This is a genomic window from Duganella sacchari (assembly GCF_900143065.1).
Classification (GTDB): Bacteria; Pseudomonadota; Gammaproteobacteria; order Burkholderiales; family Burkholderiaceae_D; genus Rugamonas; species Rugamonas sacchari.
In genome coordinates this window covers 35223-60189 of the sequence record NZ_FRCX01000017.1, presented here as the reverse complement: position 1 = coordinate 60189, position 24967 = coordinate 35223, and the positions used below count along the sequence as shown (strand labels likewise).

The following is a 24967-nucleotide window of genomic DNA, read 5'->3' as shown; positions in this document are numbered from 1 at the left end:
TGGATGGGCATGGCGTCTCCGATTTCGCTACCTGTGGCGTAGCAATGGGAGCCATCGTCGCCCCCTTGTACTGCTGATGGCGCAAGTGGCGTGGATTGCTCGAAGGTGAAACATCGGTCGCGCATGCGGAGAGCGCAAACGCGACAGTGAGCATCGATAATGCTGGTCTTAGCATGTTCATGGCGACACCTCATATCAAATTGGATCGGTGCAGTGCGATAGCTATCTAGTTTCGCCAACAGCAATACATCACACGCAGCGCCACCGTAGGCGAAGACGCCATTCGCCGCGCCACGGCAAAGGTATCTCTGTCGGCATCAAGCAGATACTCTGCTATGACTTTCTCGGGCTCCAATCGCTCTGAACTACCGGATACCCGTACCGGGACCGGCGGCGCCAGGCAGCAGAAGGCGAACGACCGGCAACCCATTCCCGGCATATTCCGCGACACCGCGCCTGCCGGACGCATGCTCCTCAATTCCAACTGGCCTGGCACACCCTGCGCGGCGCTGGTCAACGGCGCTCCGGCCAATAGGAACAGGCACTGCAGACAAAACACGATGTATCTTGCGGTGCGCGACGCGACGATTCGCTTCATGGCTAATCGCTCCTTATCGTCGCTGCGACCGCAGCGCGAATAGTCCTGCGTCGGATCAGCAAATAGACGGCCGGCACCACGAACATCGACAGCAAGGGCGCGGTGATCATGCCGCCCACCATCGGCGCCGCGATACGCTGCATGACTTCGGACCCGGTGCCCGTTCCGATCATCACCGGAACCAGGCCGGCGATGATCACGGCGACCGTCATTGCTTTCGGTCGAACACGCAGCACGGCCCCTTCGCGTATAGCGTCCAGCAGATCAGCCTCGTCTGGTGAGCCTTTCGTCAGCCGGACCTCCCACGCATGCTTTAGATAAAGCAGCATGATTACGCCGAATTCTGCGGATACGCCCGCCAGGGCGATGAAGCCAACGCCGCTTGCGACCGACAAATTGTGTCCGAGCGCCCATAGCAGCCAGATGCCGCCGGCCAGCGCGAACGGTAAGGTCGCCATGATCAACGCCGCTTCGTCGACGCGCTTAAAGGTCAAGTACAACAGAACGAAGATGATGAGCAAAGTCATGGGGACGACAACTTTGAGCTTCGCTGTAGCGCGCTCAAGATATTCGAACTGACCAGACCAGGACACAGAATAACCGGCCGGAAGTTTCACTTCTCTGGTCACCACTTGCTGCATCTCGCGCACCGCTGAACTCAGATCGCGGCCCCTGATGTCGACGTAGACCCAACCTGATAGGCGCGCGTTCTCGCTCTTAAGCATCGGAGGACCGTCATTGATGCGTATCGTGGCCACATCGCCCAGTCGTATTTGCGCGCCGCGCTCGGTCAGTATCGGCAGTTCGCGCAACTTCTCGACCGAGTCGCGCACCTCGCGCGGGTAGCGCACATTGATTGGAAAGCGTTGCAGGCCTTCGACCGTTTCACCGATGTTATCGCCGCCGATGGCACTCGACACGATGCTCTGCACGTCGGCGATATTCAAGCCATAGCGTGCCGCCGCGTCCCGGTCGATATGAATATCGACATAGCGTCCGCCGTTGAGCCGTTCGGCGAGCGCCGAGGATACGCCTGGCACACCCTTGACGACCCGTTCAATCTCCCCGGTAATGCGGTCGATTTCCTGCAGGCTCGCGCCGGCCACCTTCACGCCGACCGGACTCTTGATGCCAGTGGCCAGCATGTCAATGCGGTTTCGGATCGGCGGCACCCAGATGTTGGACAGCCCCGGCACTTTAACGATGCGGTCGAGTTCTTCGACTAGTTTGTCAGTAGTCATGCCGGGTCGCCATTGGTCGCGCGGCTTGAACTGAATCGTTGTCTCGAACATCTCCAGAGGCGCCGGATCGGTGGCGGACTCTGCCCTGCCCGCCTTGCCGAACACACTTTGCACCTCCGGCACGGTCTTGATCAGCCGGTCGGTCTGCTGCAGCAACTGCGCCACCTTGCCCGCACCGATGCCCGGCAAAGCGGATGGCATGTACAGCAGGTCGCCCTCATCCAACGGCGGCATGAATTCACCGCCCAGGCGCGACATCGGCCAGATCGTCAGGAGCGCAATCGTGCCGGCCGCCACCAGCGTGGCTTTGGGACGTCGCAGCACGATTTCCAGCAAGGGACGGTAAAGCGCGATCAACCACCGGTTCAGCGGGTTTTTCTGTTCGTCCGGGATGCGCCCACGAATCAGGTAGCCCATCAACACCGGGATCAGCGTCACCGCCAGACCGGCCGCCGCCGCCATCGCGTAGGTCTTGGTAAATGCCAGCGGCGCGAACAGACGGCCCTCCTGTGCCTCCAGCGTGAACACCGGGATGAAGGACAGCACGATGATCAGTAGCGAGAAGAACAGCGCCGGGCCGACTTCGGCCGCCGCATCGCCAATCACCGTCCATTGGGCATCCCCGGCCAGCTTCTGGCCTGGATGAGCGTGATTCCACGCCTCGATATGCTTGTGGGCGTTCTCGATCATCACCACTGCCGCATCGACCATGGCGCCGATGGCAATCGCAATGCCGCCCAACGACATGATGTTGGCATTCACCCCTTGGTAGGACATCACGATGTAGGCGATCAGTATCCCCAGCGGCAGCGATACGATAGCCACCAGCGCCGAGCGGATATGGAACAGGAAGATGGCGCAGACCATCGCGACGACGATGAATTCCTCGATCAGTTTGTGCTCCAGATTGTCGACCGCGCGTTTGATCAGGTTGGAGCGGTCATACACAGGTACGATCTCCACGCCGGCCGGTAGGCTCGATTTAAGCTTAGCCAGTTTGGTCTTGACAGCCTCGATGGTTTCTAACGCGTTCTTCCCAGAGCGCATGACAATCACGCCACCAGCGACTTCGCCTTCGCCGTTGAGGTCAGCGATACCGCGCCGCATTTCCGGTCCCAGTTGGACGCGTGCCACGTCACCCAAGCGCACCGACACTCCTGCTTCCGTGGTCATCAGCGGAATCTTCCGGAAGTCGTCGAGCGACTGCAAATAGCCGGACGCGCGCACCATGTACTCGGCCTCGCCGAGCTCCATTACGGAGCCACCGGTTTCCTGATTGGCGCGCTGCACTGCCTCGATCACCTTGCCGTGCGGGATGGAATAGGCGCGCAGCTTGTCGGGATCGAGCACGATCTGATACTGGCGCACCATGCCGCCTACGCTGGCCACCTCGGAGACATTCGGGACCGCCTTGAGCTCGAACTTCAAGAACCAGTCCTGGAAGGCGCGCAGCTGCGACAGGTCGAGTTTGCCGCTGCGGTCGACCAACGCATATTCGTAAATCCAGCCCACGCCGGTAGCATCAGGACCGAGCGCCGTTTTCGCCTGCGCCGGCAGACGGGATTGCACCTGGTTCAGGTATTCGAGCACGCGCGACCTGGCCCAATAAGGATCGGTGCCGTCCTCGAACAGGATATAGACGAAGGAATCGCCGAAGAAGGAATAACCGCGCACAGTTTTCGCCCCTGGCACCGACAGCATGGTGGTGGTCAGCGGATAGGTCACCTGGTTCTCGACGATCTGCGGCGCCTGTCCCGGATAGGTCGTACGGATGATGACCTGCACATCGGACAGGTCCGGGATAGCGTCGAGCGGCGTGCGCGCCAGCGACCATACTCCCCAAGCGGCGATAAACACGGTCGCAAGCAAGACCAGAAAGCGGTTTGTGATCGACCAGCGAATCAGTTTCGCGATCATTTCTTCGCTCCCTCTGGCGCCTTGGGCTTTGTCATACTGCCCATGCCTTTGTCGTTGGCGGCAGGAGCGTCCGCGATTGGCGAAATGGCGACGATCTCAAAAACACCGTCCTGGCGCGACTTGATGTCGAACGCGACCCGGTCGCCCAATCCGACATTGCGCGGCAGGCCTGCCGCCGGCACCTTGAACCCCATCGTCATCGCGCCCCATTGCAGCGTGGCTATCGGGCCATGGGAAATGGTGACTTCGTCCTTGTCGATACGCTCCACTTTGCCTTCGCCGTGATGGAGTGGCACCTCTGGGTTTGAACCGGGAGGCTGGGCATCCCCCATCCGGGTCGTCGTTCCCTTCAGGCTGGCCTCTGAATCGAGAAGGAACTGGCCTGACAAAACGACTTTTTGCCCGGCGGTCAGCCCCTTGCGAACCTCGTAAAACCCGCTACTTTCACCACCGAGTTCTACGTCAACCGACTGGAATTTCCCATCTTCCTTGGCCAGAACCACAACGCTGCGCGTGCCAGTCTGGATCACCGCCTCCGATGGCACCAGCGAGACGTCGACGCCTCGGTTGGACGCGAAGGTGATCGTAGCGAACATGCCGGGAATCAGTTGCCCACCGGGGTTCGTCAGTTCGATACGTGCCTTAAGCGTGCGCGTTGCAGTGCTCACTTCTGGCAATATCGCGCCGACCTTGCCCTTGAAGATACTTCCCGGCAGGGCCGGCGCACGCGCCTCGACTGTGTCACCAGGCCGCACTTGGGCCGCTAGGCTCTCGGGCACGTCCGCATTCACCCATACGGTGGAGAGGCCGTTGATGCGGAACAGCTGCGCCCCAGACACCACGGTCATGCCTTCGCGGGCGCCGAGCTCCGCGATGACGCCGCTGACGGGAGCGGAAATAGTGGTGCGGGGATGTACCTTGCCGCTCGATTCAACCAAACGGATCTGTGCGTCGGTCATGCCGGCCAGCCGCATGCGCTGGCGGGCGCCGTCGACCAGCGATGCGGTGTCGCCGCCTTGCATACGCCTGGCCGCCAGGTACTCCTCCTGCGCCGCAATCCAGTCGGGTACGTACAATTCCGCCAGCGGCTGTCCCTGCTTGACTGGATCAAGCTGAGCGCGCACGTACAAGCGCTCGATAAACCCGTTGCTGCGAGCCTGGACCAGCGCTACGTCGCGCTCGTTGTACGCGACGCTGCCGACTGCCACCACACCTGAGGACAGCTTACCGGTAGTGACAATCGCCGTCCGCACGCCCAGATTCTGCTGGACCCGAGGGCTGATGGTGACACTGCCGTCGTCGCCATCGGTACCGCCATAGACTGGCACCAGTTGCATATCCATGAAAGGCGATTTCCCGGGCTTGTCGAACTTCTGGCCAGGGACCATCGGATCATGCCAGTAGAGTGGCTTCTTACCGGTCCCGCCAGGAGCGGCTGCTGTCGCTCCGTCATTGGCCGGTATGGCTTTCATCCCCTGTTGTACGCCAAATCGGTAGGCGGCGTATCCGCCGGTGGCGACGGCTATAGCGATCAACAGCACGAGTATTTTTCTCTTGTTCTTCATTTGGATTCCTGTCGATTGTTCATGGCGGCATGCTGTGCGGTTCCGCCCTCTGGAAAGAGGAAGTTCAGTTGTGCCCACAGCCGCGCGGTATCGAGCTCGAGCTGTAGCACCTGCATACGTGCCTCCGTCTCGCTGCGTCTTGCGGCCAGCACCTCGGCCAACGTCGCCTTTCCGCCCCGGTAGGCGGCGAGCACCGCCTGGCTGCGTTCGCCGGCCAGCGGCAACACTTCACGTTTGTACCGGGACACCCGCTCCTTGCCGCTCTGCCACTCAACGATCAGGGCGCGGGTCCCAGCAACATGGTCGCGCAGCATCTCATCGCGCTCAGCCTTGGTTTGTTCGACCATCGCGAGCTTGGCGGCCAGTTCGCGGTCCTGCCGATTCTTCCTGTCCCACTGCAGTGGCACCGAAATGCCGATCGATACCATGTTCGAATAGGCCGAGCCACGTTGTTGGAACGCGACCTCCACGCTCCAGTCTGTTCGCCGATTCGCCTGGGCCAGATTTACTTCCGCTTGCGCGATGTCTTCCTGCCTGTTCAACACCGCGATCTCCGGGTGGTGGGACAGGTCGCTGTCGAGCGAAGCCAGATCCAGACGGATGCTGTCGATGTCGGGCGCTCCAACCACGGTAACCGCTCCGCCGGTCCACCGGGCTAGCATGGTTTGAGCAACGCGAAGCCGCCGTCCAATTTCGCTTCCTCGGTCATCAAGCGTGAGCAAGGCGGAGCGGGCCGCTAGGATGTCAGCCTGGCTGCCGCGTCCGCCACGGTAGATGGCCTCGGCAGCCTCGATTTCCTGACGCGACAGGGCTGCTTGCTTGGCAACAGCGTCAGCCATCTGTTCGGTGTAGTAAACATCTAACCAAGAGATCGCGGTATCGCGTTGGATCGCCGCCAAGGCGACGTCCTTTTGTGCCTGCGCCTTGTCGGCTTCACGTTCAAGGCGTGTGGAGCGCCAATGCAGTTTGTCGGCACGCGTCAATTCCTGCGAAATGCCGACACGGCGCATGGTCATGAAATCACTACCTAGACTGAGACGGTCGGAGCCGCTGACGGGCAGATTGTCGATGCCGACCTTGAGGACGGGGTCGGGCAGTTGGCCCGCCGCGACCGCCATTTCGTGTGCGGCGGTGGTTGCTTGATCTTGCGCACTTAGCTGGCGCGAACGGGCGACAGCTTGCCGCTGTGCCTCACCCAGCGTGAGCGGTAGCGGCGCCGCCAGCGCAAGATGGACGGCGGTGAGTAACGAGAGCGCGAGCGCGGTCGTCGACAACATGTGAAGACGGGGCGAGCGCGCATTGAAATGCACGAATAACGGGGATGACATGGTTCCTCCAGAATGCGACGGACAGCACCGCGCTCGCCAGTTTTGGCGATGCGATGACGAACTAGGCAGTCTGGGGAATTAAATGCGGAAACAGCAATTTCGGATTGCGATAGGCGGGGCGGTCGTTCGCGTCAAAGCGACCTGTAGGTACGGCTTGGCATCAGAAACTGATGCTACGTCGAAGAACTGCAAGTCCAATACCAGCGCGACCGGCACGAACGGTGGCACGTCAGACACTGGGGTTTTATCGAGCGACTGCTTAGAGGGCTCGCCATGTCCGTATAGATGGCAGAGCGCCGGCTGCGCCGCATCCATGCCTTGGCAGTTCGACATGTCGGCCACCGTAGCGTGAGCCGATGTCGCGGTAATTTGACCTCCTCCTGGCATCCCTGGGCACGCATACGCCGCCACGGCAAGCTGCATATACAGCATACTGAGGATAGCGACGATGGCCGTCAGAAAGCGCCCGAGGCGAGAAGTCTTCATAGAGGAAATGCTATTTATCGTTCAATTAGCGTATACAGGATCAAATGGACTGTCGGATTTTGCAGGAGCGAATTAGTCCCATTGTATCGCATCGGTCGGACCAGAGCACCAATCCTTACACGCAATATAATGCTTCCAACAGTGGGAAGGTCAATCCTCGCTAACATCTTGTTCTAGGTGGGATAAAAATGATATCCATGTCTGTTTTGGAACGGATTCTAAGGGAACGAGCTTCGCCGCCCCTTTTGCGTTGCGCACAGCGGTAGGCGTACGCGCGTTTCTGGGCGATGAAATACACGCGCTGATGATCAAGGAGCTAATGCGATCGCGTCGGACGAGCATCCAGAATTCGTGCTCGCACGCGTCGCCTTCGGGGACACCATTGTGATCGCCCGCCTCAAAAAACGCGCACTGGACACGCTTGGAAAGGCGGTGCGTGAGGGAATCCAGACTGGCATAATCCCAGCGCGTGGTACGGCCCGGCAGCGGGATATCCGCGACCACGTTCACCGGCAACGGCGTGGCTGCCGCCAACAATAGCGGCAGCGCCAGTACGACGAGGGGAGGAGGATGGCACGCATGGTTAATCCATCTTCGGCGGCCAGTTGTGCGCCTCCGCCTGGCACGACTGGCACCAGGCGTAGAGCGCGTCGTACATGACCATGCCATGCCGGAGCATTTCGTGGTCGTCGCTGTAGATCTTCGACAGGCCTAAGGACAGGGCAAACAGTCCGGCAGACTGCGGCGTCAGATCCAGGCGGCTGGTATCGGCGCCGCGCACGATCAGCGCGACCTGCTGCAGTACCGGCTCCTCCAGCGCATACTTCTTCAGGAAGGCATCGAAGCTGCACAGCTCCCCTTCGTGGCCGAGTTCAACGCCTGGAATGTCGTAGGGAATGGCGCCGTCGCTCGCGGCGCGCTGCAGCACTTCCTGCGCCGGCACGTACAGGAATTGGGCGTGTGGATCGATAAAGCGGCTGATCAGCCAGGGGCAGGCGATGCGGTCGATCTTCGGCCGCTCACGGGTAATCCACTTCATCATATTCTCCTCAGACGCGCGCTGCGTCGTAGCGTTCGGCCACGTTGTCCCAGTTGATGATATTAAAGAGGTTGTTCAGATACTCGGCGCGGCGATTCTGATACTCCAGGTAGTAGGCGTGTTCGAACACATCCAGCAGCAGCAACGGGGGCACGCCCCAGGCGGTCAGTTTTTGATGGTTCTCGCACTGCAGCACCATCAACTTTTTGGTGCCGGCGTGGTAGCCCAGCATGCCCCAGCCGGATGCCTCGACCGTGGTGATGGCGGCGATCAGATGGGCCTTGAATTTGTCGTAGGAACCGAATTCGGCCGTGATCGCCTTGGCCAGCTCACCTTTCGGCACACCGCCTTTGCCGGATAGATTGCTCCAGTAAATGGTGTGCAGGATGTGGCTCGATAGCTGGAAGGCCAACTCCTTTTCGTAGTGCTTGACCAAGGCGAAGTCGCCGCTGTCGCGCTCCTTGGCCAAGGCCTCCTCGGCCTTGTTGGCCGCGGCGGCCGCGGGCTTGTGGAAGTTGTAGCGCAGCTCAACGGTTTTGGCGTCGATCACCGGCTCCAACGCATCGTATGCAAACGGCAGCGCCGCCACCGCATACTTGCCACTCGCATCGGTCAACTGGTCCATGGTACGGCTCCCCTCTTTGGCGACTGCCTCTGGCAGCTGTGCGGCGACGATTCCGGCGCCAGCGGCGGCGGAGGCTTGGATGAACTGACGGCGTGTTGCTGACATGGCGTTCTTCCTCGTAGTGGGTTAATGGTGCAGCAGCGGATAAATCACCAGGCCCGCTGCGGCTGCCGCCGCCACGACCACCGGTTCCTGCAATTTCTGGAACTTCAACAGCAAGACGACCGCCACCAATGCGATCGCCAGTGTCGGCAAATCGACAATCGAGCGACGGGCGATCACGATGACCGAACCAGTGATCGCGCCCACTGCCGCCGCCGTGATCCCGTCGACAAAGGCCATCACGCCGGGCAGCTTGCCGTACTTCTTGAAATACGGCGGGGGCAGGACGATGAACAAGTAGCAGGGAAGGAACGTAGCCAGCGCCGCCACCGAGGCGCCTGGCAGGCCGGCGATCAGGTAGCCGATGAAACCGACCGTCATCGCCACCGGGCCCGGTGTGATCATCGCCACCGCCACAGCATCGACGAACTGCTTGTCGTTCAGCCATTGGTACTCCGTCACCACGCCGCCATACAGGAACGGCACGATGGCCAGACCGGAACCGAACACGAAGGCGCCTGCCTTGGCGAAGAAGATGCCGATCTGTGTCAACAGCGACAGGTCGAAGCCGGCCACCACGGCAGGCATGGCCGGCGCTTGCGCCAGTGCGATCGCCGGCATGCTGCCCTTCCCTAGCCATTTCGGCGGTGCGCGCAGCAGCCAGACCAACATGCCCGAGGCGATGAACAGCCAGGCCACCTCCGATTCGGTCACGATCGTCACGACGACCAGCAGCAAGTAGTTGGCCCACAGCAGTTTGTCCTTGCCCACGCTCTTGATGAACAGCTTGCGGGCGCTGATGGCGATAATGGCGATCACCCCTGCCCCAACGCCGTAGAACACCGCCTGCATCCACGACAGGCCGCCAAAGCGCACATAAGCCCAGCCCAGCGCCACCACCATCGGGAACGAGGGCAGCACGAACGCCAACCCCGCCAGCGTGGCGCCAACGATGCGATAGTGCACGTAGCCCATGTAAATCCCCAGTTGCGCCGCCAGCGGACCGGGAGCCATCTGCGCCAGCGCCAGGCCTTCCTTGTAGTCGGCTTCGCTGATCCACTTGCGCTCCTCCACCAGGTCGCGGTGCATATAGCCAACCAGCGCGACGGGGCCGCCGAATCCCAGGGTGCCCAGTCGTAGCATGTAGAGCACCATCTGCCACATGGTGTAGATGGCCCGTTCCGGTGTTGATACCTGCGCGCTCATGTGATTTCCTTATTTTTGCCACGCGCCGGTTGCGACTCGCCGGAGAAGTGGAGGTAGAGTGAATCCAGTACAGCACCTATTTCCCGCATCAGATGGTCGTCATCGGCAACGCGCTGCCGTACGCCGCCCAACATGGCCTCGAACCCGGCCGCTTCCGGCACGAAGCTGCCGCCCACGTCGAGCGCGTGCACCATGGCGCCCAGGCCCATCAGCCCCTTGTCGTTGCCCACCCCGAAGCTGGCCCGCAGCACCTCGAACATGACGCGGTCCCCGATATGGGTAAAGGTGGCGAGGTCAAAGTCGAAGCCGAGCGCGTCGGCCGGGCAGTCCGCCGGGCTATCGAGCCAAAGGAAGCTGGCCTGCGGATCGATGAAGCGCTTGATCAGCCAGGCGCTGGCCGCCCTGTCCACCCAAAGATGGCGCCGGGTGGCCCAGGTGCGGGCTTGATAACTAGCGCGGTCGAGCAGCGCGATCGCGCCGTCCACAGCTTGCGGTTCGCCCGGGGACAGCACAGCTTCCGCCGCGGTGACGGAGTCCAGCCATGCGGCTTCAGCGCCCGCACTCGTCTCGTCTCGTCAGGGAAATAATCGATGGCGCGGATCGCCTCGTAGTCGCGCCGTAGTTTGCGTAACGAGCGATTGGGGTCGGCGGGTGTCGCGCTGGCGAATTCATGGCCGGCGGCCAGCAGCACTTTGGAAAAGGCCGCGTAGTCCTCGCCCCGTCCAAAAAGCGCCTGGTACATGCGGCCCTGCTCGTCCGAGTCGGCCTGCACCGTCAACAACCAGGCGGTGCCGCCTTCCCGGATGGTTTCGGCCGCCAGCTCGTCCAGTTGCCGGCGTAGCGAACCCTAGTCAGGAAGGAGGTAGGCGCCGTCGCGCAAGGCGCAGCAGCCAAGGCTCTTGAGCGTGCGCCAAATACGCATGCGGGCCGTCGCGCTATTGGTTGGCAGGCTGACAATTAATGCCAGCCAGATGGAAATTGATGTAGTCATACGCTTAACCTAGTGCTAAGTCGTGTTTACTACAAGATTTATCGCTATCTCTACAAAGCTATATCTTAGTGCTCATGACGATGATGGATGTCCGGATAGTGTGGGTGGCTGTGCCGCAGCGGCAGATGCTGGTGTGCATGCGCGTGCGGCTCGACGCCATCCCATTCAAAGTCATGCTCGTGCTGATGGTGATCGTCGTGGCTGTGCATATGCGCGTGCGACATTGGCAGGTGCTCATGCTCGTGGGCGTGGGACTCCGTCAGGTGCAACCAGATACCGCCGCCCATCAACGCCGCCGCGATCCAGAACAAGGCTCCGGGCACCTCGCCCAGCGTCAGCAGCGATAGCGCGGCGCCGGCAAACGGCGCGGCAGAGAAATATGCGCCCGTGCGGGCCGTGCCCAGATGGCGCAGCGCGAGTACGAACAGCACTAGGCTCAGGCCGTAGCCACAAAAGCCGACCACTCCGGCCAGCAGTACCGTGGGTGCGGCTGGAATCGTCGCCCCCAGCGCCAAGCCGATCGCCAGGTTGACCGATCCGGCCACCAAGCCTTTGGTGCCGGCGATTTGCAGCGGGTCGCTGGCCGATACCTTGCGCGTCAAGTTGTTGTCGATGCCCCAGCACAGACACGCGCCGATGATGGCGATCGCGCCCCACGGCAATCCGATGGCGGGCGCCTGGTCCCACGACAGCAATACGCCAGCCGCGACGATGAGCAGCATGCCGATGAAGATGCGGCGGTCGAAATTCTCCTTGAACACGAACCAGGCCAGCATCGAGGTCAGTACCCCTTCCATATTGAGCAGCAGCGAGGCGGCCGAAGCGGAGATGCTGGTCAGTCCTACCATCAGCAGCAGCGGTCCGGCCACCCCGCCGGCGGCGACCGCGCCAGCGAACCAGGGCACGTCACGGCGGGTCAGCGCCACCGGCTGATCTTGATCGTTGCGCTTGACGATCGCGCGCACCGCATAACAGATCAACAGGCCGATGCCGCTGCCGAGATACAGCACGCCGGCCAGGGCCACGGGCGGCATCTGACCGACCAGGGTCTTGGCGAAAGGGGTGCTGGCGCCGAACAAGACGGCGGCGAGCAATGCGTAGATGACGCCTATATGCATAAAATGATCCGGAGTGGTGGGAACTGTATCGAGTGGGGCCTGCGCTCAGGCAGGCCCGGAGCCGCTTATTTTACGGCGACGTCGCCGATGAAGACGGTTTTATCGGCAAAGGTGATGCTTGCCTGCATTTTGCTTCCCACTGGCGGTTTGGCACCCTTGGCTTCCATGCCATTGTCGGCCACAGGCTGCAGCGCGGCTTCTCCCTTGGCGGCCCCCTTGAACCACACCAGCTTGCCCGATGCGCCGGCGGTCGGAACCTTCGCGCCTTTGTCGGTCAGGAACACCACCACGCCGCTGGCGGAGCTGCTCGCATTGAACTTGATGGTCTGCTGTGGTTCGTCGTCATGGTCCGGATGCGCGAAGGCGCCGCTGGATACACTCAACATCATAGACAGTACTACGCTTGCAAATTTCATGGTCTTCCTCCTTGGTGGCGACGATTGGATGTCGGGCTCGCCGCCATTGGCCCGGGCGACCGTCTTTATTTCCGGAAGATGTCGCTGTAGAAGCCGCTGGCGTTGAGCACAATGGTGACCGGCGCCGCGCTCAGGTTTTTCCAGTACCAGCCGTGCACGCCGGTGAACGGGGCGATCAGCGAACCGCGCGATTCACTGACGCCTTTACCGACGATAAAGCTTTCAAACTCGTCCTTGCCGGCGTCGACCGGCTCGCCGTGGAATTCGTGATTCACGAGCTCACCGTTCTTGGTCTTCCAGGAATAGATCAGGGTCGCGCCCTTGGCCAGATGCGTCTTCACTTCCAGCCCCTTCTTCGGCGGCAGCACGATTTCCATCACGTCGGTGCGGTAGGCCGCGTCCTGCGCCGACGCGATCGTCATCTGGCGCACTTCACCTTTGGCGGACACAGTCGAGCCCTTGGTGGTCCCCTGCAGGTCGGGCATGCCGGGCGCGGCGGCGAGGGCCGAAGCCGGCTGGTGCAGCTGCGTCAGGCCCAGCGCCTTGCCGGCGCCCGTAGGGTCGATGCCGTATTCGGCCGGCAGCACCGCTGTCACCAGCAGCAGGCCGGCCACGCCGATGGCGACCAGCGCGCCGCGCAGCAGTTCTTTTTTGGAGGCTACGACGGCGCCATTGGATGGTTGGGACATGGTGTTTCCTTATTTGGTTAAGAAGCCGGTGAATTGGAAGCCGGCCAGGACCAAGCCAGCGGTCATCAGCGCGAAGTTGCTTTTGACCGCGTGGCGCGCGAAGCTGGCGGTGCTGCGCCAGTAGCGCATGGCGATCTGGATCGTGCTCAGGGCGAGCAGCTGGCCGATTTCCACGCCGACATTGAAGGCCAGCATATTCGGGATCAGGCCGTCCTGCGACAGCGCAAAATCCTGCAGCTTGGTGGCAAGGCCCAGGCCATGGAAGAAGCCGAAGATCAGCACAGCGGCCTTCTTGTTCGGCTGCACCCCGAACACGGTGCGAAAGCCGCCCAGGTTGTCGAAGGCGCGGTACACGATGGACAGGCCGATGATGGCGTCCACCAGGTAGGCGTTGATATGCCAGCCGTTGAGTACCCCCATCAGCAGCGTGGTGCTGTGGCCGACGGCGAACAGCGTCACGTACATGCCGACATCCTTCAGTCGGTACAGGAAGAAGATCACACCGCACAGGAACAGCAGGTGGTCGTAGCCGGTGACCATGTGCTTGGCGCCCAGGTACAGGAACGGCAGGATCTGTACTCCGTTGCGGCCTTGCAGGAAGCCCTTGTCCGATTCCGATACGCCATGCGCCAGCGCCGCCGCCGCCAAACTCAGCACGGCGCCCAACAGCCAGCGGCGCCAGGCGGCGGGAGCGCGATTAGAAAAAGTCATGCAATACTCCTCAGGTAGGTAATGGATTGCTGGCCGCCTTGGCACGGCGTCGGCGCAGCACCATGCCGGTGATGGCCGGCAGGACGAACAGCGTCAGGATGGTCGACGTGACCAGGCCGCCAATGACGACGGTGGCCAGCGGTTTCTGCACCTCGGCGCCGGTGCCACTGCCGATCGCCATCGGCACAAAGCCCAGCGAGGCGACCAGCGCGGTCATCAGCACCGGGCGCAGCCGTTCCATGGCGCCGTCGATGACGGCAGTCGCCGTATCGACGCCATCGGCCAGACGTTTGTTGATGGCCGAGATCAGCACCAGACCATTAAGCACAGCAACCCCGGATACGGCGATGAAGCCCACCGCCGCCGAGATCGAAAACGGCATGCCGCGCAACACCAGCGCGAACACGCCGCCGGCCAGGGCCAGCGGCACGGCTGTAAGAACGGTCGCGGTCAGCATCGCATTGCCGATCGCCAAGTACAGCGCGGCTGAAATGAGCACCAGGCACACCGGCACGATCAGGGCCAGGCGTGCGGTGGCGGCGCGCAGGTTCTGGAACTGGCCGCCCCACTCCATCCACGACCCCGGCGCCAGCTTGACCTCCTGGGCCAAGCGGGCATGGGCGTCGTCCACATAGCCGCCCAGATCGCGGCCGACCACGTTGGCCTCGACGTAGATGCGGCGCTTGCCATTGTCACGACTGACCTCGTTCAAGCCCTGCGTGAAGCGGAACTGCACCAGCTGGCGCAGCGGCACCGAGGCGCGTTGCTGCTCGCCTTCAGCCGGCAGCATCACCGGCAGGGAGCCCAGTTCGTCCAGATTGTCGCGCAACGCACTGGGCAGGCGGACCACGATGTCGAAGCGTCGGTCGCCCTCGAAGATCTGCCCGGCCGGACGTCCCGCCAGCGCGGTCGACACGGTGTCGGCCACTTCCCTGACCGTCAAGCCATAGCGCGCGATGGCGGCGCGGTCGAAGACAACATCGAAAGTCGGGAAGCCCTCCGTTTGCGCCACCCGCACGTCCGCCGCGCCAGGCGTCTTGCGAAGCACTTCGGCCACGCGCCTGGCGCTGTCGGCCAGTTGGTCCAGGTCGTCGCCGTAGATCTTGACAGCGACATCGCTGCGCACGCCGCCGATCAACTCGTTGAAGCGCATTTCGATCGGCTGGGTGACGTCGTAGTTGTTGCCGACAATCGGTTTGGTCTTCTCGCGGATCCGCTCGATCACCTGTTCCTTGGTGGTGACGCCGGCGGGCCATTCATCCTTCGGTTTCAGGATGATGTAGTTGTCCGACGCGTTGGGCGGCATCGGGTCGGCCGCCAGGCTCGCGGTGCCCGCCTTGGAGTACACCGTCTTGACTTCCGGCAGTGTCAGCACGGCGCGTTCCAGCGGCAGGTCGAGCGCCAGCGACTGGTCGATGCTGGTCGAAGGGATGCGCACCGAGGACAGGTTCAGATTCTGCTCGTCGAGCGTCGGCATGAATTCGCGACCGAGGAAAGTGAAGGCAACTCCCGCCAGCGCCAGGACCGCCAGGCCCATGGCGATAAACGGCAGCGGACGGTCGACGGCGCGGCGCAGCCACGGCAGATAGCGCGTCTTGCTGATGGCGATGAGCTTGACTTCCTGCTCGGCCACCGGGCCCTTCATCAACACGGCGATCATTGCCGGCACGAAGGTCAGCGACAGTACGAAGGCGGAGGCCAGGGCCAGCATCAACGTGATGACCATCGGCGAGAACATCTTGCCTTCCACGCCCTGGAACGTCAGGCACGGCAGGAACACCAGGAAGATCACCAGCTGGCCATAGATCGTCGGACGCAGCATCTCGCGCGAGGACGCCACCACTTCCTCCAGCCGCTCCTTAAGCAGCAGCAGGCGCCCTTCCGTATGCTGGCGTTCGGCTAGCCGCCGCAGTGTATTTTCCACGATGATGACGGCGCCGTCGATGATCAGGCCGAAGTCCAGCGCGCCCAGACTCATCAGGTTGCCGGAGATGCCGAGTGAGTTCATGCCGATCGCGCTCATCAGCAGCGACAAGGGAATGACCAACGCCGCGATCAGCGCAGCGCGCCAGTTGCCCAGCAGCCCGAACAGGATGGCGATCACCAGCAGCGCGCCTTCGGCCAGGTTCTTGGCGACGGTGGTGATGGTGGCCACCACCAGCTGCGAGCGGTCCAGCGTCGGCACGATGGTGATCCCCTCCGGCAGCGTCTTGGAGACGTCCTTCAGCTTCTCGCCCACCGCGTGCGCCACCGTGCGGCTGTTGGCGCCAACCAGCATCAGCGCGCTGCCGACCACCGTTTCGTAGCCGTCACGGCTGGCCGCGCCGGTGCGCAGTTCACCGCCCACGTTGACCTTGGCCACCTGGTCGACCGTGACCGGCACACCATTGCGGCTGGCCACCACGGCGCGGGCAATTTCATCCTGGTTACGGATGCGGCCGTCCGCACGCACAAGGTAAGATTCACCGGAGCGGCGGATGTAGTTGGCGCCGACCGACACGTTGGCGTCCTCCAGCGTGCGCGCCAACTCGGCCAGCGAAACGCCGTGTGCGGCCATCTTGGCGGAATCGGGCTCGACCACATACTGCTTGACGTAGCCGCCCAGAGAATCGACGTCGGCCACGCCGGGCGTGGTGCGCAGCTGCGGGCGAATGATCCAGTCCTGCACCGTGCGCAGATAGGCTTGCCGGGCCACGTTGTCGGTCAGGTGCTCGCCCTGTTCGGTCAGGAAGCTGCCGTCGGGCTGCCAGCCAGGCTTGCCGTCCTTGCGCGGCGCCCCCTTGCCGTCGGGATGGCTGTACTCGACGCTGTAGTGGAACACCTCGCCCAGGCCGGTGGAAACCGGTCCCATTTGCGGCGAAGCGCCTTCCGGCAGATCTGGCCGGGCCCGCACCAGGCGTTCGGACACCTGTTGGCGCATGAAATACAAGTCCGCGCTTTCCTTGAACACCGCGGTGACCTGGCTGAAGCCGTTGCGCGAGAACGAGCGCACGCTCTCGACGCCGTTTAGGCCCGCGAGCGCGGTCTCGATCGGGAACGTCACGCGTTTCTCGATTTCGACCGGGCTCAGCGTCGGCACCACCGTGTTGATTTGCACCTGCTTGTTGGTGATGTCCGGCGTGACGTCGATCGGCAGCAGATTCAACTGCCAGGCGCCGGCCAGCGCGACCACCAGAGTCAGGAACAGGATCAGCCAGCGTGCGCGGACCGAACCGGTGAGTATGGAATCGATCATCATTAGTCCTTGGCGCTCTTGATCATATCGGCCTTGACCAGGAAGGCATTACGGGTGGCGACCTGCTGCCCGGCGCTGACGCCCGATACGATCTGCGCCACGCCGCCGCTGCGGGTGCCGACCAGTACCGGCTGCACGCGGAAGCCATCCTTGGTTCGGACGAACAGCACGTCGTGGCCGTCCACGTTCTGCACCGCGTCCTCGGGCACGACCAGGCCGGCGGCACCGTTCTTGACGTGCAGGCGGGCCTGCACGCCCTCGCCCACCACCAGTGTGCGTACGGGCGCGACCGGCGTCAGCACCACGGTCGCGGCGCGCGTGCTACCGCTGACGGTTGGCGTGACAGAGCGCACGGTCGCCTCCACCGGTGCGCCGCCGGAGGCGACTATGGTGGCCTTGTCGCCGACGGCGACGCGGCTGATATCGGCGGCTGGCAGCGAGGCATTGACCTGCACTTGGCCGTCGCCGGCCACTCTGAATAGCTCGGTCTGCGGCTGGACGAAGCCGCCCAAGGTCGCCATCTGAGCGGTGATCCTGCCGTTGATGGGGCTGACCACGGCCACCGATTTGCCGTCGGCGGCGACGTGGGCCGCCTTGGCCACGGCGCTGGCGCGGTGCGCCTCGGTTTCGGCCACGGCCAGCGATGATTGCGCCGCCTCCATGTCCTGACGCGGCGTCACGCCTTGTTCGAACAGGCTGGACTCGCGAGCGTAGCTTTTCCGGGCCAGTTCGGCCTTGGCGTTAGCCACGCTGTGGTCGGCCGCCATAGCGGCCGCTTCCAGCGAATCGACTTGGGCCAGTGCCTCGCCGGCACGCACGGTGTCGCCCAGCTGGCGCTTGACGCGCGTGACATTGCCGGCGGCGCGTGCCACGATCACCGCCTCGCTATTCGGCGGTGCCGCGACGGTGCCGGCGGTCAGGATCTCGGCTAGCAGCCCGCCGTTGCCGACAGTCTCCACCGCGATCTTGGCGATGACGATGTATTCGGCAGGAATCTTGACTTCCACGCCGTTGTCGGCGGCGCTGGCCGCTGCCGGCGTCGCGGCTGCGGGTGCAGCTGTGGCGCCGCTTGTGCTGGCGGGGGCGGCCACTGGAGCATGGCGCGCGGCCAGCCAGTGTGAGGCGCCGAATCCCAGTGCGGCGGCGACGGCCACCAAGGCCGCGACGAGAGGCCAGCCCAGCGGTCCACGTTGTTGTTCCATCATGGTGCTTCTCCAAATAGGTTGCGGCCTTGGGCCAGAGAGAGGGTAGCGAGCGCGCGCACCCGGGCCAGGCGGGCCTCGATGGCAAGCGCGGTCGCTTCGGACAGGGCGCGGCGTATGGCCAGCAGCTCGACCAGAGCGGTCTTGCCGGCGTCATAGCCGACGCGCCCCAGGCGATATGCCTCGGTGGCGGCGGCCTCGCCTTGCTGGGCGGCCAGCAAGCGGCGCTCGGCGGCCTGTACCTGGGCCGAGGCAGAGCGGTGCTGCGAAACCGCCTCCAGGCGGACCGCTTCCAGCCGCATGCTCGCGCTGGTGGCACGCTCCTTGGCGGCGTCGATGCCCGCCTGGTTGCGGTCGAACAGCGGGATGTTGGCGGTCAGGGCCACGGTTGCGGCCTTGTCGTCGGACCAGCCGAACTTGCGCATGCCAACGCTCACGCCCAAATCCGGCAACCAGCGCTTTTGCTCCACTTGTACTTGTGCCGAGACGGCGTCGCGTTCGGCGGTGGCACTGGCGAGCGCCGGCGCATCCCCCGGCCGCCAGTCCGGCTGTGGGCGCGGCGTCGCCACCGAGGCCAGGAATGGCTGGCCGATGCTGGTATAAGGCTCCGCGGCGCCGGCCAGTGCCGATAATCGCTCCAGCGCCTCGATGGCGTCGGCGGATGCCGATTGCACGGCGGCCTGCGCGGCGGCGACGCCGGCTCGCGCCAGCGCCAGGCGAAGCTCGGCCTCGCGGCCGGCCTTGACTAGTGCCTGCGCCGCGCGCAAGTCGTCGTCGGCCCTGCCCAACTCGGCATCGGCCACCTGCCGGCGCTGCTGCATGGCTTCGGCTGTCGCGTAGGCCACCGCCAGTTCGCCGGCGAATGCCAGCCGGACCTGCCGCTCGCGCGCGCCTGCGGCGGCGAACTTGCGTTGTTCGGCCGCGATGCGCGCAGTGCGCTTGCCGCCTAGTTCAAACACTTGCGTAACGGTATAGGTATCCTGGCGCTGGGATACACCGCCGGAGCGCGGTGCGCCCAGGTTCTCGGCGGTGGCGCTGATGGTCGGATTGAGCCAGGCGCCGGCCTGGCGGGCGTCGGCGCTGGCGGCGCGCACATTGGCGGCTTGTTCCAGCAACTGCGGCGCGTTGGCCTGCGACTGCTGGAGCAGCGCCGCGAAAGATGGCGCCTCGACTGCCTGGCTCAGCGCAGCCGCTGTTGCCAGAAGAAAGGATAAAACAGTCCGGCGGACGGCAAGGTCCGACGAACGGCCACGCGACAACGCGCGTGGCCGTACAGATATTTTTTGCATGAAAAGCCCCTGCAGGATTGAACTGGATGCAGTCAAGCGGGCTGGGTCAGGCAGCGGCCGTCAACGGCCGTGCGCAAGGACGCCCGCGCTCAGGCGAGCGCGCGCGGAGGTCGGAGTAGCGGTGTGGTGCTGCGATCAGAGAACACGTCGGGTCGGAATGACGGCGCGGCGCGTGGCGCCACAGGCAAACACGGTTCGCTGAAAGCGGGGAACAGGATATTCATGCCGCAGCCCTGCTCATAGTCGGCAAGGTGCTGGATGGATTTCTGGGAACTGTCGACATGAGTGCCGCCATCATCGGCGTCATCATCATCATCGTCATGGTGGTGCAGGATGTGCTCGGCGTGTTCCGCCATATGTTTGGCGACAAACGCCAGCCCATGACCGCCACTGCTGCCCAATACGTGCGTGAGATTGCGATCCGCCGCCGCAATCGCTTGCAGAGGGAGTATCAGCATCAGCAGTATCAGGAGGGCTTTTTTCATTGCCGGGCGATTATAGCAGCAGCTTTCAATCAAACAGAACAAATATAACTAAGTACCCGAACGGAAGGAAATGTGAAATTTTGGCGAACATAACCGGATGCGATGCAAGGCGCACGATGCGACGCAGTGCGGGCACTGCTAGCAGCGGGCAAGGCTCGGCGCCCCCCTTGCAGCGCGCCGGGTATGGAAGACAAAATTCACATTTGCTTTCGAGCGGGTACTTAGCTATGTAGGCCTTGCAGAGCCATTACAGGCAGGTCAAGATGATCGGGAGAATTCCTCAAAATAGGGCATTTCCTCTACGGTATCGTTTAAAACAAAATGCGTACGACACTGCAACTTTTATTCAAAGCAGACTAATTGGGATTCCCGCAGCAGATGAAGGTATTGATAATCGAGAACGATCCGGACAACGCCACTTGGACTACTACGACGTATCACCACGATATAGAGGTACGTCCTCTATAGCTGGCTATCATACCAACCAAAGCGTTAAGTCGCTTGGCAGAACGCACCTAGACGAACGTCCTAACTGCCTCGCGGAACAAATCGGCCTTATTCATGGGGAATCGGTAAATTCAAGGGCCGTATAATACAGTTCGTCATCAATAGTGATAGTAATTCTCATACCACCCTCGACCTCAATGAGGTCATCATGAAGCAATTCGAGCATCAATACAATTGCCTCGACTGCTGCGCTACCTAGTCGCGCGCGGGAATACGGTGTAGTGTTTTCCAATACGTAGGCAGTCACGACAACACATGAAAAATCCATCTCTAAATGCGCGTCAGCTAGCGGATCGATTGCTGTTTCCAGGGGCAATCGACGGCGGGCTGGCTTCCGGCGTGTTCGTTCAGGTTAGTTCCAACGAAGAGTCCTCTCAATTTTTTTGGGACCTAGCTCCAATGTTGGAGGCCGGCGGGATGCTCGTGGAAGTGATCGATGCGGCGAATATCATGGTTAGAAATGGGCTACCGCGCCTCGCTCAGCTGCTTCGCGCACGATGCGGGGGCGAATGTGCTCCGGCCAGTGAGATGGGCGAATTGACGCTGGCAGACACCCTAGCGGACGTCATGCACAACCAATCTCATAACCTAGTCCTGCTCCTTGGCGGTGCACAACGACTACCTGGCGAGCCCGGCGAGCGAGCTATGAAAGCCATCAAGGCGGCGAGAGATCGCATAAATCTCGCGCCAGCCTCAACAGGAAGATTGTTGTTGGTGGCAACTTGGGTTCTTCCGTCAAACCCGAGTAATTACGTTGAGAATTCTATCAGCGCATTCTATGGCGCAACAGCCGTGACTTTAGCGCAAAGCAGGTGAACAGCTGGGCGCTTAAGCATCCTTGCGTATTCACTCGCATTCCAACCTTCCTCGTAGTTTCGGAAGACGTATATTGCCGGCCAAAAAACAAAACCTCAGCCTCGCCCTCCTTGCCCCCTAGAGCCCTTTGGCAATCGCATATGGAGGTGTACTCACGAGTACGTGATAGCTTTCTCAGTTCGCGGGCAAGTCTACTGCTGGAAAAGAATCGAACAGCTTGGGCAAAACGTTGTTGATCTGCCACAGTAAACTTTCATCTAGCGACAGCACACTAGATGGATAAGTATCCCAACAAAATCTTCGGCTTCTTTTATAAATCAAGTGTTGCGCAACGTATAAGTCCCGCCGGCACGCCGAAACCAGCCAGCAGCACATACAGCAACGCCACCGCCGCCCCGACCAGCGCCGCCACTTTCTGCGCCGGCAGCAGCAGGGGCAGTTGCGCGCGCGTGAAGAAGGACCAGCGCCACAGCGTATAGGCCACCAGCGCGAACAGGCCCGCCACCATGGTGATATGCAGACCTGAAATGGATATCAGATGGCCGATACCAGTGCGGTTGAACACCTGCCAGTCCGACTGCTCGATACCGCGCTGATCGCCAACCACCAGCGCGACGATCACATTGGCATACGGCCGCCCCGGCAGCGCGGCAAGGATGCGTTCCCGCAGCGCCGCCCGGCTACGTTCAACCAGGTTGCCAACACTCACAACGAAGCCATCCAGCCGCTGGTTACCGCGCGCCGGACGCACGTAGCCGGTCGCGCGCAAGCCCTGCTCCAGCAGCCACGCTTCGTAATCAAAGCCGTAGGGATTGGCATTGCCATGGGGCCGCTGCAAGCGCACGGTAAGCTGCCAGCGTTCGCCGGGCTGCAGGTCCGGCACCACACTGACCTGGTCGCGATACCCTTCATACCACGCTAACGCCAGCCGCTGCGGCACCGCGGCGCTGGCGCCCTGCACTAAAAAATTGAAGCGCACGCCTTGAGAAAAACGGTATGGCAAGTTATCGATGGTACCGGTCAGCTGAATATCGCGCCCCTCGTCCTCCAGCGCGAGCTGCGGCGCCAGCGCCTGGTGTGCCAGCCAGCCGGCCCACAGGAAGCCGGCAATCGCGCCATGGCCCAGGTTCGCCATGGCGCGCAGGCGACGCCGCAGCAGGAGCAGCAACGCGGACAGGACGGCCAGCGCGGCGAGCATGGTCCATGAAGGTAGCGACGCCTGCATCTGTAGCGCTGTCACGCCTGCCGCAACGCCAATCAGCACCATACGCATCGCACCACCTCCCGGCAGTGATACTACAACGCTGGACAACCCTGCCCGCTTGAGATGCCTCAACGTGATAATTGACGAGAATTGTTAGCCAGAATTTCAGGCACCATAGGCAATCTCACAACGGATGCCCAGGAGTACGCCATGAAAAGAGGTATCGCCGCTTTGGCCGTTTTCCTTGCCGCTTGCAGCAGCACGCCGTACAAGCCGGATGTGGTGATCAAGGACAGCAAACCGTTTGCAGGCATCACACAGTTGCTGGCAAATACGCCCGACAAAAGGGTTGATGTGATACTGGTCCACGGCATGTGCACGCATAAGCAGCAGTGGGCGCTGGAGACGATCACCACGCTCGCCAGGGCGACAGGACAAAGCACCTCTGCGGCCAAAACCAGTCAGACAAAAAATATCGATGGCATCGAGATCGTCAGCGCGGAAAGCAGCACGCCCGATGGCACGATTTACTTTAGTGCGTTTATCTGGTCCGGCCTCACGGCGCCAGGCAAGGCCACGCTGGCCTATGACCTCAGCGGCACGCCGACCAATTGCGCGGCGGATGATGCATGCCGGCCAGTGCGCGCCACCTTGAACGCCAGGCTCAAAGACACGCTGATGAATGACTGCCTGTCCGATGCGCTGATTTATCAGGGCGAGAGCAAGGCCGCGATCAATCAGGCCTTCATCAACGCCATCACGCAGGTAACCGCAGAACAGGCCAGCCGCAATGCCGGCAAGACGGTGCCGCTGGTGCTGATCTCCGAAAGCCTGGGCAGCAAGATGACTTTCGACGCGCTCAACCTCATGGCAGGCCATCCTGCCGATAGCAGCAGCAAGCGCGCGGGCGATGACGCCATCGAACGTATCTCCTATCTGTACATGGGCGCGAATCAATTGCCGATACTGAGTCTGGCCGACCGCAGTGCTACGCTATCGCTGCTGGCCGACGGCAAACGTGACGATGCCCTCAACCGGCTGCTGTCGGCCCAGAAGACGCGCAGCCTGGTACCGAAGATCACGGTGGTCGCTTTCACCGACCCGAACGACCAGCTCTCCTGGTGGCTACAGCCCAGCAACTACAGCAACAAGGCGGCCATCGCCAATGTGCTGGTCTCCAACGACAAGACCTATTTCGGCTACCTGGAAAATCCCTACACGGCCCACACCACGTATCTGGCAAATGACGACGTCACCCGCGCCATCATGTGTGGCATGCCCGCCAGTCCGCAGTGCAAATAGCAAGGCGGCGTCCATCGGCCACCGCCAGGTGGCCGCTTTATTTGACGCTCACGTCGGTGGCTTTGATGGCCACGTGTTCGGTGATGTTTTTCGCGGCGATGGTCTCGGTCAGGAACGAGGTCGATTTCACCAGCAGGTCACGCGCCACTTCTTCCAGCGGCGAACCGCTGATGCTGGCATGGTTGCCGCCCAGCGCGGTGCCGCCGCCCCAGCCCAGTGCCGAGATGCCGAAACCGTTTTTCTCGTTATTGGCCTGGAAGGTCTTGGACGCGATGATCTTGGCGCGCTTGACGTCCACCACTCGGATGTCCATGTTCATGTGGACCTTGGATTTTTTGAAGTCAACCGAGCCGGCCAGCAGGCCCAACGGGCCTTTCAGGAAGCTCAGGCCACCCAGGCCGGTCGAGCTTTGTTCGAAGCCCAGCGAGGTAATCGAGCCGGTAATCATGTAGTCGGCCGCTTCGGCTTCGACCTTCTTGCCCACCAGGGCCAGTTCCTTGTTGATTTCGTCCAGCGCGGCGCGCTCCTGGACGTCGAAGCAGCCGGTCTGGGTCAGCGCGGTGGCCAGCATTTCGGTCATGCCGGTGCCGACGCCGGTGTAGCTTGGCTGCGCCACATTGCCCTGCCGCTCCCACCAGCGGTACTGGCGCGGGTCCTGCTGGCCGGAGCCGGATGAGCAGTCTGCCGATTTGCATTTGAATTCGGTGAACACCACCTTGGCAGCCGGTGCGTTGCATTTGGGGACGTCAATCGCGCGCTCGGTGACTTCGCTCGGCTCGGCGAAGCCCAGCGCGGGCACCAGCAGGAGGGCTGCGAGGCTATAGTTACGTACGTTGTTTTTCAAGGCGGGCTCTCCGTTAGGTGGGTGTAAAGATTTGAAATTATGCACTGTTAA

19 protein-coding genes and 1 pseudogene are annotated in these 24967 nt (G+C 62.2%); 3 read left to right on the top strand and 17 right to left on the bottom strand.

The window, feature by feature from the left end:
* Positions 1–600 precede the first annotated feature (600 nt).
* The 15 genes and pseudogenes from BUA36_RS27120 to BUA36_RS27045 form a co-directional block, all read right to left on the bottom strand.
* A complete protein-coding gene (locus BUA36_RS27120; RefSeq protein ID WP_072789654.1) occupies positions 601–3756 on the bottom strand; it encodes an efflux RND transporter permease subunit in 3156 nt (1051 codons plus the stop codon).
* The gene (locus BUA36_RS27115) at positions 3753–5321 is read right to left on the bottom strand and encodes an efflux RND transporter periplasmic adaptor subunit (RefSeq protein ID WP_072789649.1); all 1569 of its coding nucleotides are present in this window, start codon (positions 5319–5321) and stop codon (positions 3753–3755) included. Before BUA36_RS27115 ends, BUA36_RS27120 begins: the two co-directional genes overlap by 4 nt.
* The gene (locus BUA36_RS27110; RefSeq protein ID WP_229255826.1) at positions 5318–6649 is read right to left on the bottom strand and encodes a TolC family protein; all 1332 of its coding nucleotides are present in this window, start codon (positions 6647–6649) and stop codon (positions 5318–5320) included. The genes BUA36_RS27115 and BUA36_RS27110 overlap by 4 nt, the downstream gene beginning before the upstream one ends.
* Before the next feature lie 78 nt (positions 6650–6727).
* Positions 6728–7135, bottom strand: a complete 408-nt coding sequence (locus BUA36_RS27105; protein WP_072789642.1) for a hypothetical protein — start codon at positions 7133–7135, stop codon at positions 6728–6730.
* A 583-nt stretch (positions 7136–7718) separates the two neighbouring features.
* Positions 7719–8174: a chromate resistance protein ChrB domain-containing protein gene (locus BUA36_RS27095; RefSeq protein WP_072789729.1), complete on the bottom strand. Its 456-nt coding sequence runs from the start codon at positions 8172–8174 to the stop codon at positions 7719–7721.
* A 10-nt stretch (positions 8175–8184) separates the two neighbouring features.
* Positions 8185–8904, bottom strand: a complete 720-nt coding sequence (locus BUA36_RS27090; protein WP_084560375.1) for a superoxide dismutase — start codon at positions 8902–8904, stop codon at positions 8185–8187.
* Positions 8905–8925: 21 nt separating this feature from the next.
* Positions 8926–10107: a chromate transporter gene (locus BUA36_RS27085; RefSeq protein WP_072789636.1), complete on the bottom strand. Its 1182-nt coding sequence runs from the start codon at positions 10105–10107 to the stop codon at positions 8926–8928.
* A pseudogene (locus BUA36_RS27080) lies at positions 10104–11098 on the bottom strand (chromate resistance protein ChrB domain-containing protein). Before BUA36_RS27080 ends, BUA36_RS27085 begins: the two are co-directional and overlap by 4 nt.
* A gap of 65 nt (positions 11099–11163) precedes the next feature.
* Entirely contained in the window at positions 11164–12216 is a 1053-nt protein-coding gene (locus tag BUA36_RS27075) for a DMT family transporter (RefSeq protein WP_072789632.1), read from the bottom strand.
* Positions 12217–12281: 65 nt separating this feature from the next.
* Complete coding sequence (locus BUA36_RS27070; protein WP_139260709.1) at positions 12282–12632, bottom strand: hypothetical protein; 351 nt, start codon at positions 12630–12632, stop codon at positions 12282–12284.
* 65 nt (positions 12633–12697) lie between these two features.
* Positions 12698–13321 (bottom strand): hypothetical protein, encoded by a 624-nt coding sequence (locus BUA36_RS27065; RefSeq protein ID WP_072789626.1) that lies wholly within the window; start codon positions 13319–13321, stop codon positions 12698–12700.
* Positions 13322–13330: 9 nt separating this feature from the next.
* A complete protein-coding gene (locus tag BUA36_RS27060; RefSeq protein ID WP_072789623.1) occupies positions 13331–14032 on the bottom strand; it encodes a HupE/UreJ family protein in 702 nt (233 codons plus the stop codon).
* 10 nt (positions 14033–14042) lie between these two features.
* Positions 14043–17267 (bottom strand): CusA/CzcA family heavy metal efflux RND transporter, encoded by a 3225-nt coding sequence (locus BUA36_RS27055; RefSeq protein ID WP_072789620.1) that lies wholly within the window; start codon positions 17265–17267, stop codon positions 14043–14045.
* Between the two features lie 2 nt (positions 17268–17269).
* Complete coding sequence (locus BUA36_RS27050; protein ID WP_072789617.1) at positions 17270–18472, bottom strand: efflux RND transporter periplasmic adaptor subunit; 1203 nt, start codon at positions 18470–18472, stop codon at positions 17270–17272.
* Positions 18469–19758 (bottom strand): TolC family protein, encoded by a 1290-nt coding sequence (locus BUA36_RS27045; protein WP_072789613.1) that lies wholly within the window; start codon positions 19756–19758, stop codon positions 18469–18471. Before BUA36_RS27045 ends, BUA36_RS27050 begins: the two co-directional genes overlap by 4 nt.
* Before the next feature lie 281 nt (positions 19759–20039).
* Here BUA36_RS27045 and BUA36_RS27040 point away from each other — a divergent pair, with 281 nt between their 5' ends.
* Positions 20040–20291, top strand: coding sequence for a hypothetical protein (locus BUA36_RS27040; RefSeq protein ID WP_072789609.1), 252 nt, complete (start codon positions 20040–20042; stop codon positions 20289–20291).
* A gap of 714 nt (positions 20292–21005) precedes the next feature.
* The gene (locus tag BUA36_RS27030; RefSeq protein ID WP_139260708.1) at positions 21006–21566 is read left to right on the top strand and encodes a hypothetical protein; all 561 of its coding nucleotides are present in this window, start codon (positions 21006–21008) and stop codon (positions 21564–21566) included.
* Between the two features lie 310 nt (positions 21567–21876).
* Here BUA36_RS27030 and BUA36_RS27025 read toward each other — a convergent pair whose 3' ends face one another.
* Entirely contained in the window at positions 21877–22839 is a 963-nt protein-coding gene (locus BUA36_RS27025) for a ComEC/Rec2 family competence protein (RefSeq protein ID WP_084560373.1), read from the bottom strand.
* 141 nt (positions 22840–22980) lie between these two features.
* Between BUA36_RS27025 and BUA36_RS27020 the strand changes: the two genes are divergently transcribed.
* Entirely contained in the window at positions 22981–24072 is a 1092-nt protein-coding gene (locus BUA36_RS27020) for a hypothetical protein (protein WP_072789581.1), read from the top strand.
* Between the two features lie 37 nt (positions 24073–24109).
* On the opposite strand, the gene BUA36_RS27015 is transcribed toward BUA36_RS27020, so the two are convergent.
* Positions 24110–24916: a CsgG/HfaB family protein gene (locus BUA36_RS27015; RefSeq protein WP_072789578.1), complete on the bottom strand. Its 807-nt coding sequence runs from the start codon at positions 24914–24916 to the stop codon at positions 24110–24112.
* Positions 24917–24967 lie beyond the last annotated feature (51 nt).

Bases quoted from the DNA above. Each gene is read 5' to 3' on its own strand.
- BUA36_RS27110 (WP_229255826.1), bottom strand. From the start codon at position 6,649: ATGTCATCCCCGTTATTCGTGCATTTCAATGCGCGCTCGCCCCGTCTT.
- BUA36_RS27045 (WP_072789613.1), bottom strand. From the start codon at position 19,758: ATGCAAAAAATATCTGTACGGCCACGCGCGTTGTCGCGTGGCCGTTCG.
- BUA36_RS27075 (WP_072789632.1), bottom strand. From the start codon at position 12,216: ATGCATATAGGCGTCATCTACGCATTGCTCGCCGCCGTCTTGTTCGGC.
- BUA36_RS27060 (WP_072789623.1), bottom strand. From the start codon at position 14,032: ATGACTTTTTCTAATCGCGCTCCCGCCGCCTGGCGCCGCTGGCTGTTG.
- BUA36_RS27040 (WP_072789609.1), top strand. From the start codon at position 20,040: ATGAGTGCCGCCATCATCGGCGTCATCATCATCATCGTCATGGTGGTG.
- BUA36_RS27025 (WP_084560373.1), bottom strand. From the start codon at position 22,839: ATGCGTATGGTGCTGATTGGCGTTGCGGCAGGCGTGACAGCGCTACAG.
- BUA36_RS27085 (WP_072789636.1), bottom strand. From the start codon at position 10,107: ATGAGCGCGCAGGTATCAACACCGGAACGGGCCATCTACACCATGTGG.
- BUA36_RS27095 (WP_072789729.1), bottom strand. From the start codon at position 8,174: ATGAAGTGGATTACCCGTGAGCGGCCGAAGATCGACCGCATCGCCTGC.
- BUA36_RS27050 (WP_072789617.1), bottom strand. From the start codon at position 18,472: ATGATGGAACAACAACGTGGACCGCTGGGCTGGCCTCTCGTCGCGGCC.
- BUA36_RS27090 (WP_084560375.1), bottom strand. From the start codon at position 8,904: ATGTCAGCAACACGCCGTCAGTTCATCCAAGCCTCCGCCGCCGCTGGC.
- BUA36_RS27105 (WP_072789642.1), bottom strand. From the start codon at position 7,135: ATGAAGACTTCTCGCCTCGGGCGCTTTCTGACGGCCATCGTCGCTATC.
- BUA36_RS27065 (WP_072789626.1), bottom strand. From the start codon at position 13,321: ATGTCCCAACCATCCAATGGCGCCGTCGTAGCCTCCAAAAAAGAACTG.
- BUA36_RS27055 (WP_072789620.1), bottom strand. From the start codon at position 17,267: ATGATCGATTCCATACTCACCGGTTCGGTCCGCGCACGCTGGCTGATC.
- BUA36_RS27030 (WP_139260708.1), top strand. From the start codon at position 21,006: ATGAAAAATCCATCTCTAAATGCGCGTCAGCTAGCGGATCGATTGCTG.
- BUA36_RS27115 (WP_072789649.1), bottom strand. From the start codon at position 5,321: ATGAAGAACAAGAGAAAAATACTCGTGCTGTTGATCGCTATAGCCGTC.
- BUA36_RS27070 (WP_139260709.1), bottom strand. From the start codon at position 12,632: ATGAAATTTGCAAGCGTAGTACTGTCTATGATGTTGAGTGTATCCAGC.
- BUA36_RS27120 (WP_072789654.1), bottom strand. From the start codon at position 3,756: ATGATCGCGAAACTGATTCGCTGGTCGATCACAAACCGCTTTCTGGTC.
- BUA36_RS27020 (WP_072789581.1), top strand. From the start codon at position 22,981: ATGAAAAGAGGTATCGCCGCTTTGGCCGTTTTCCTTGCCGCTTGCAGC.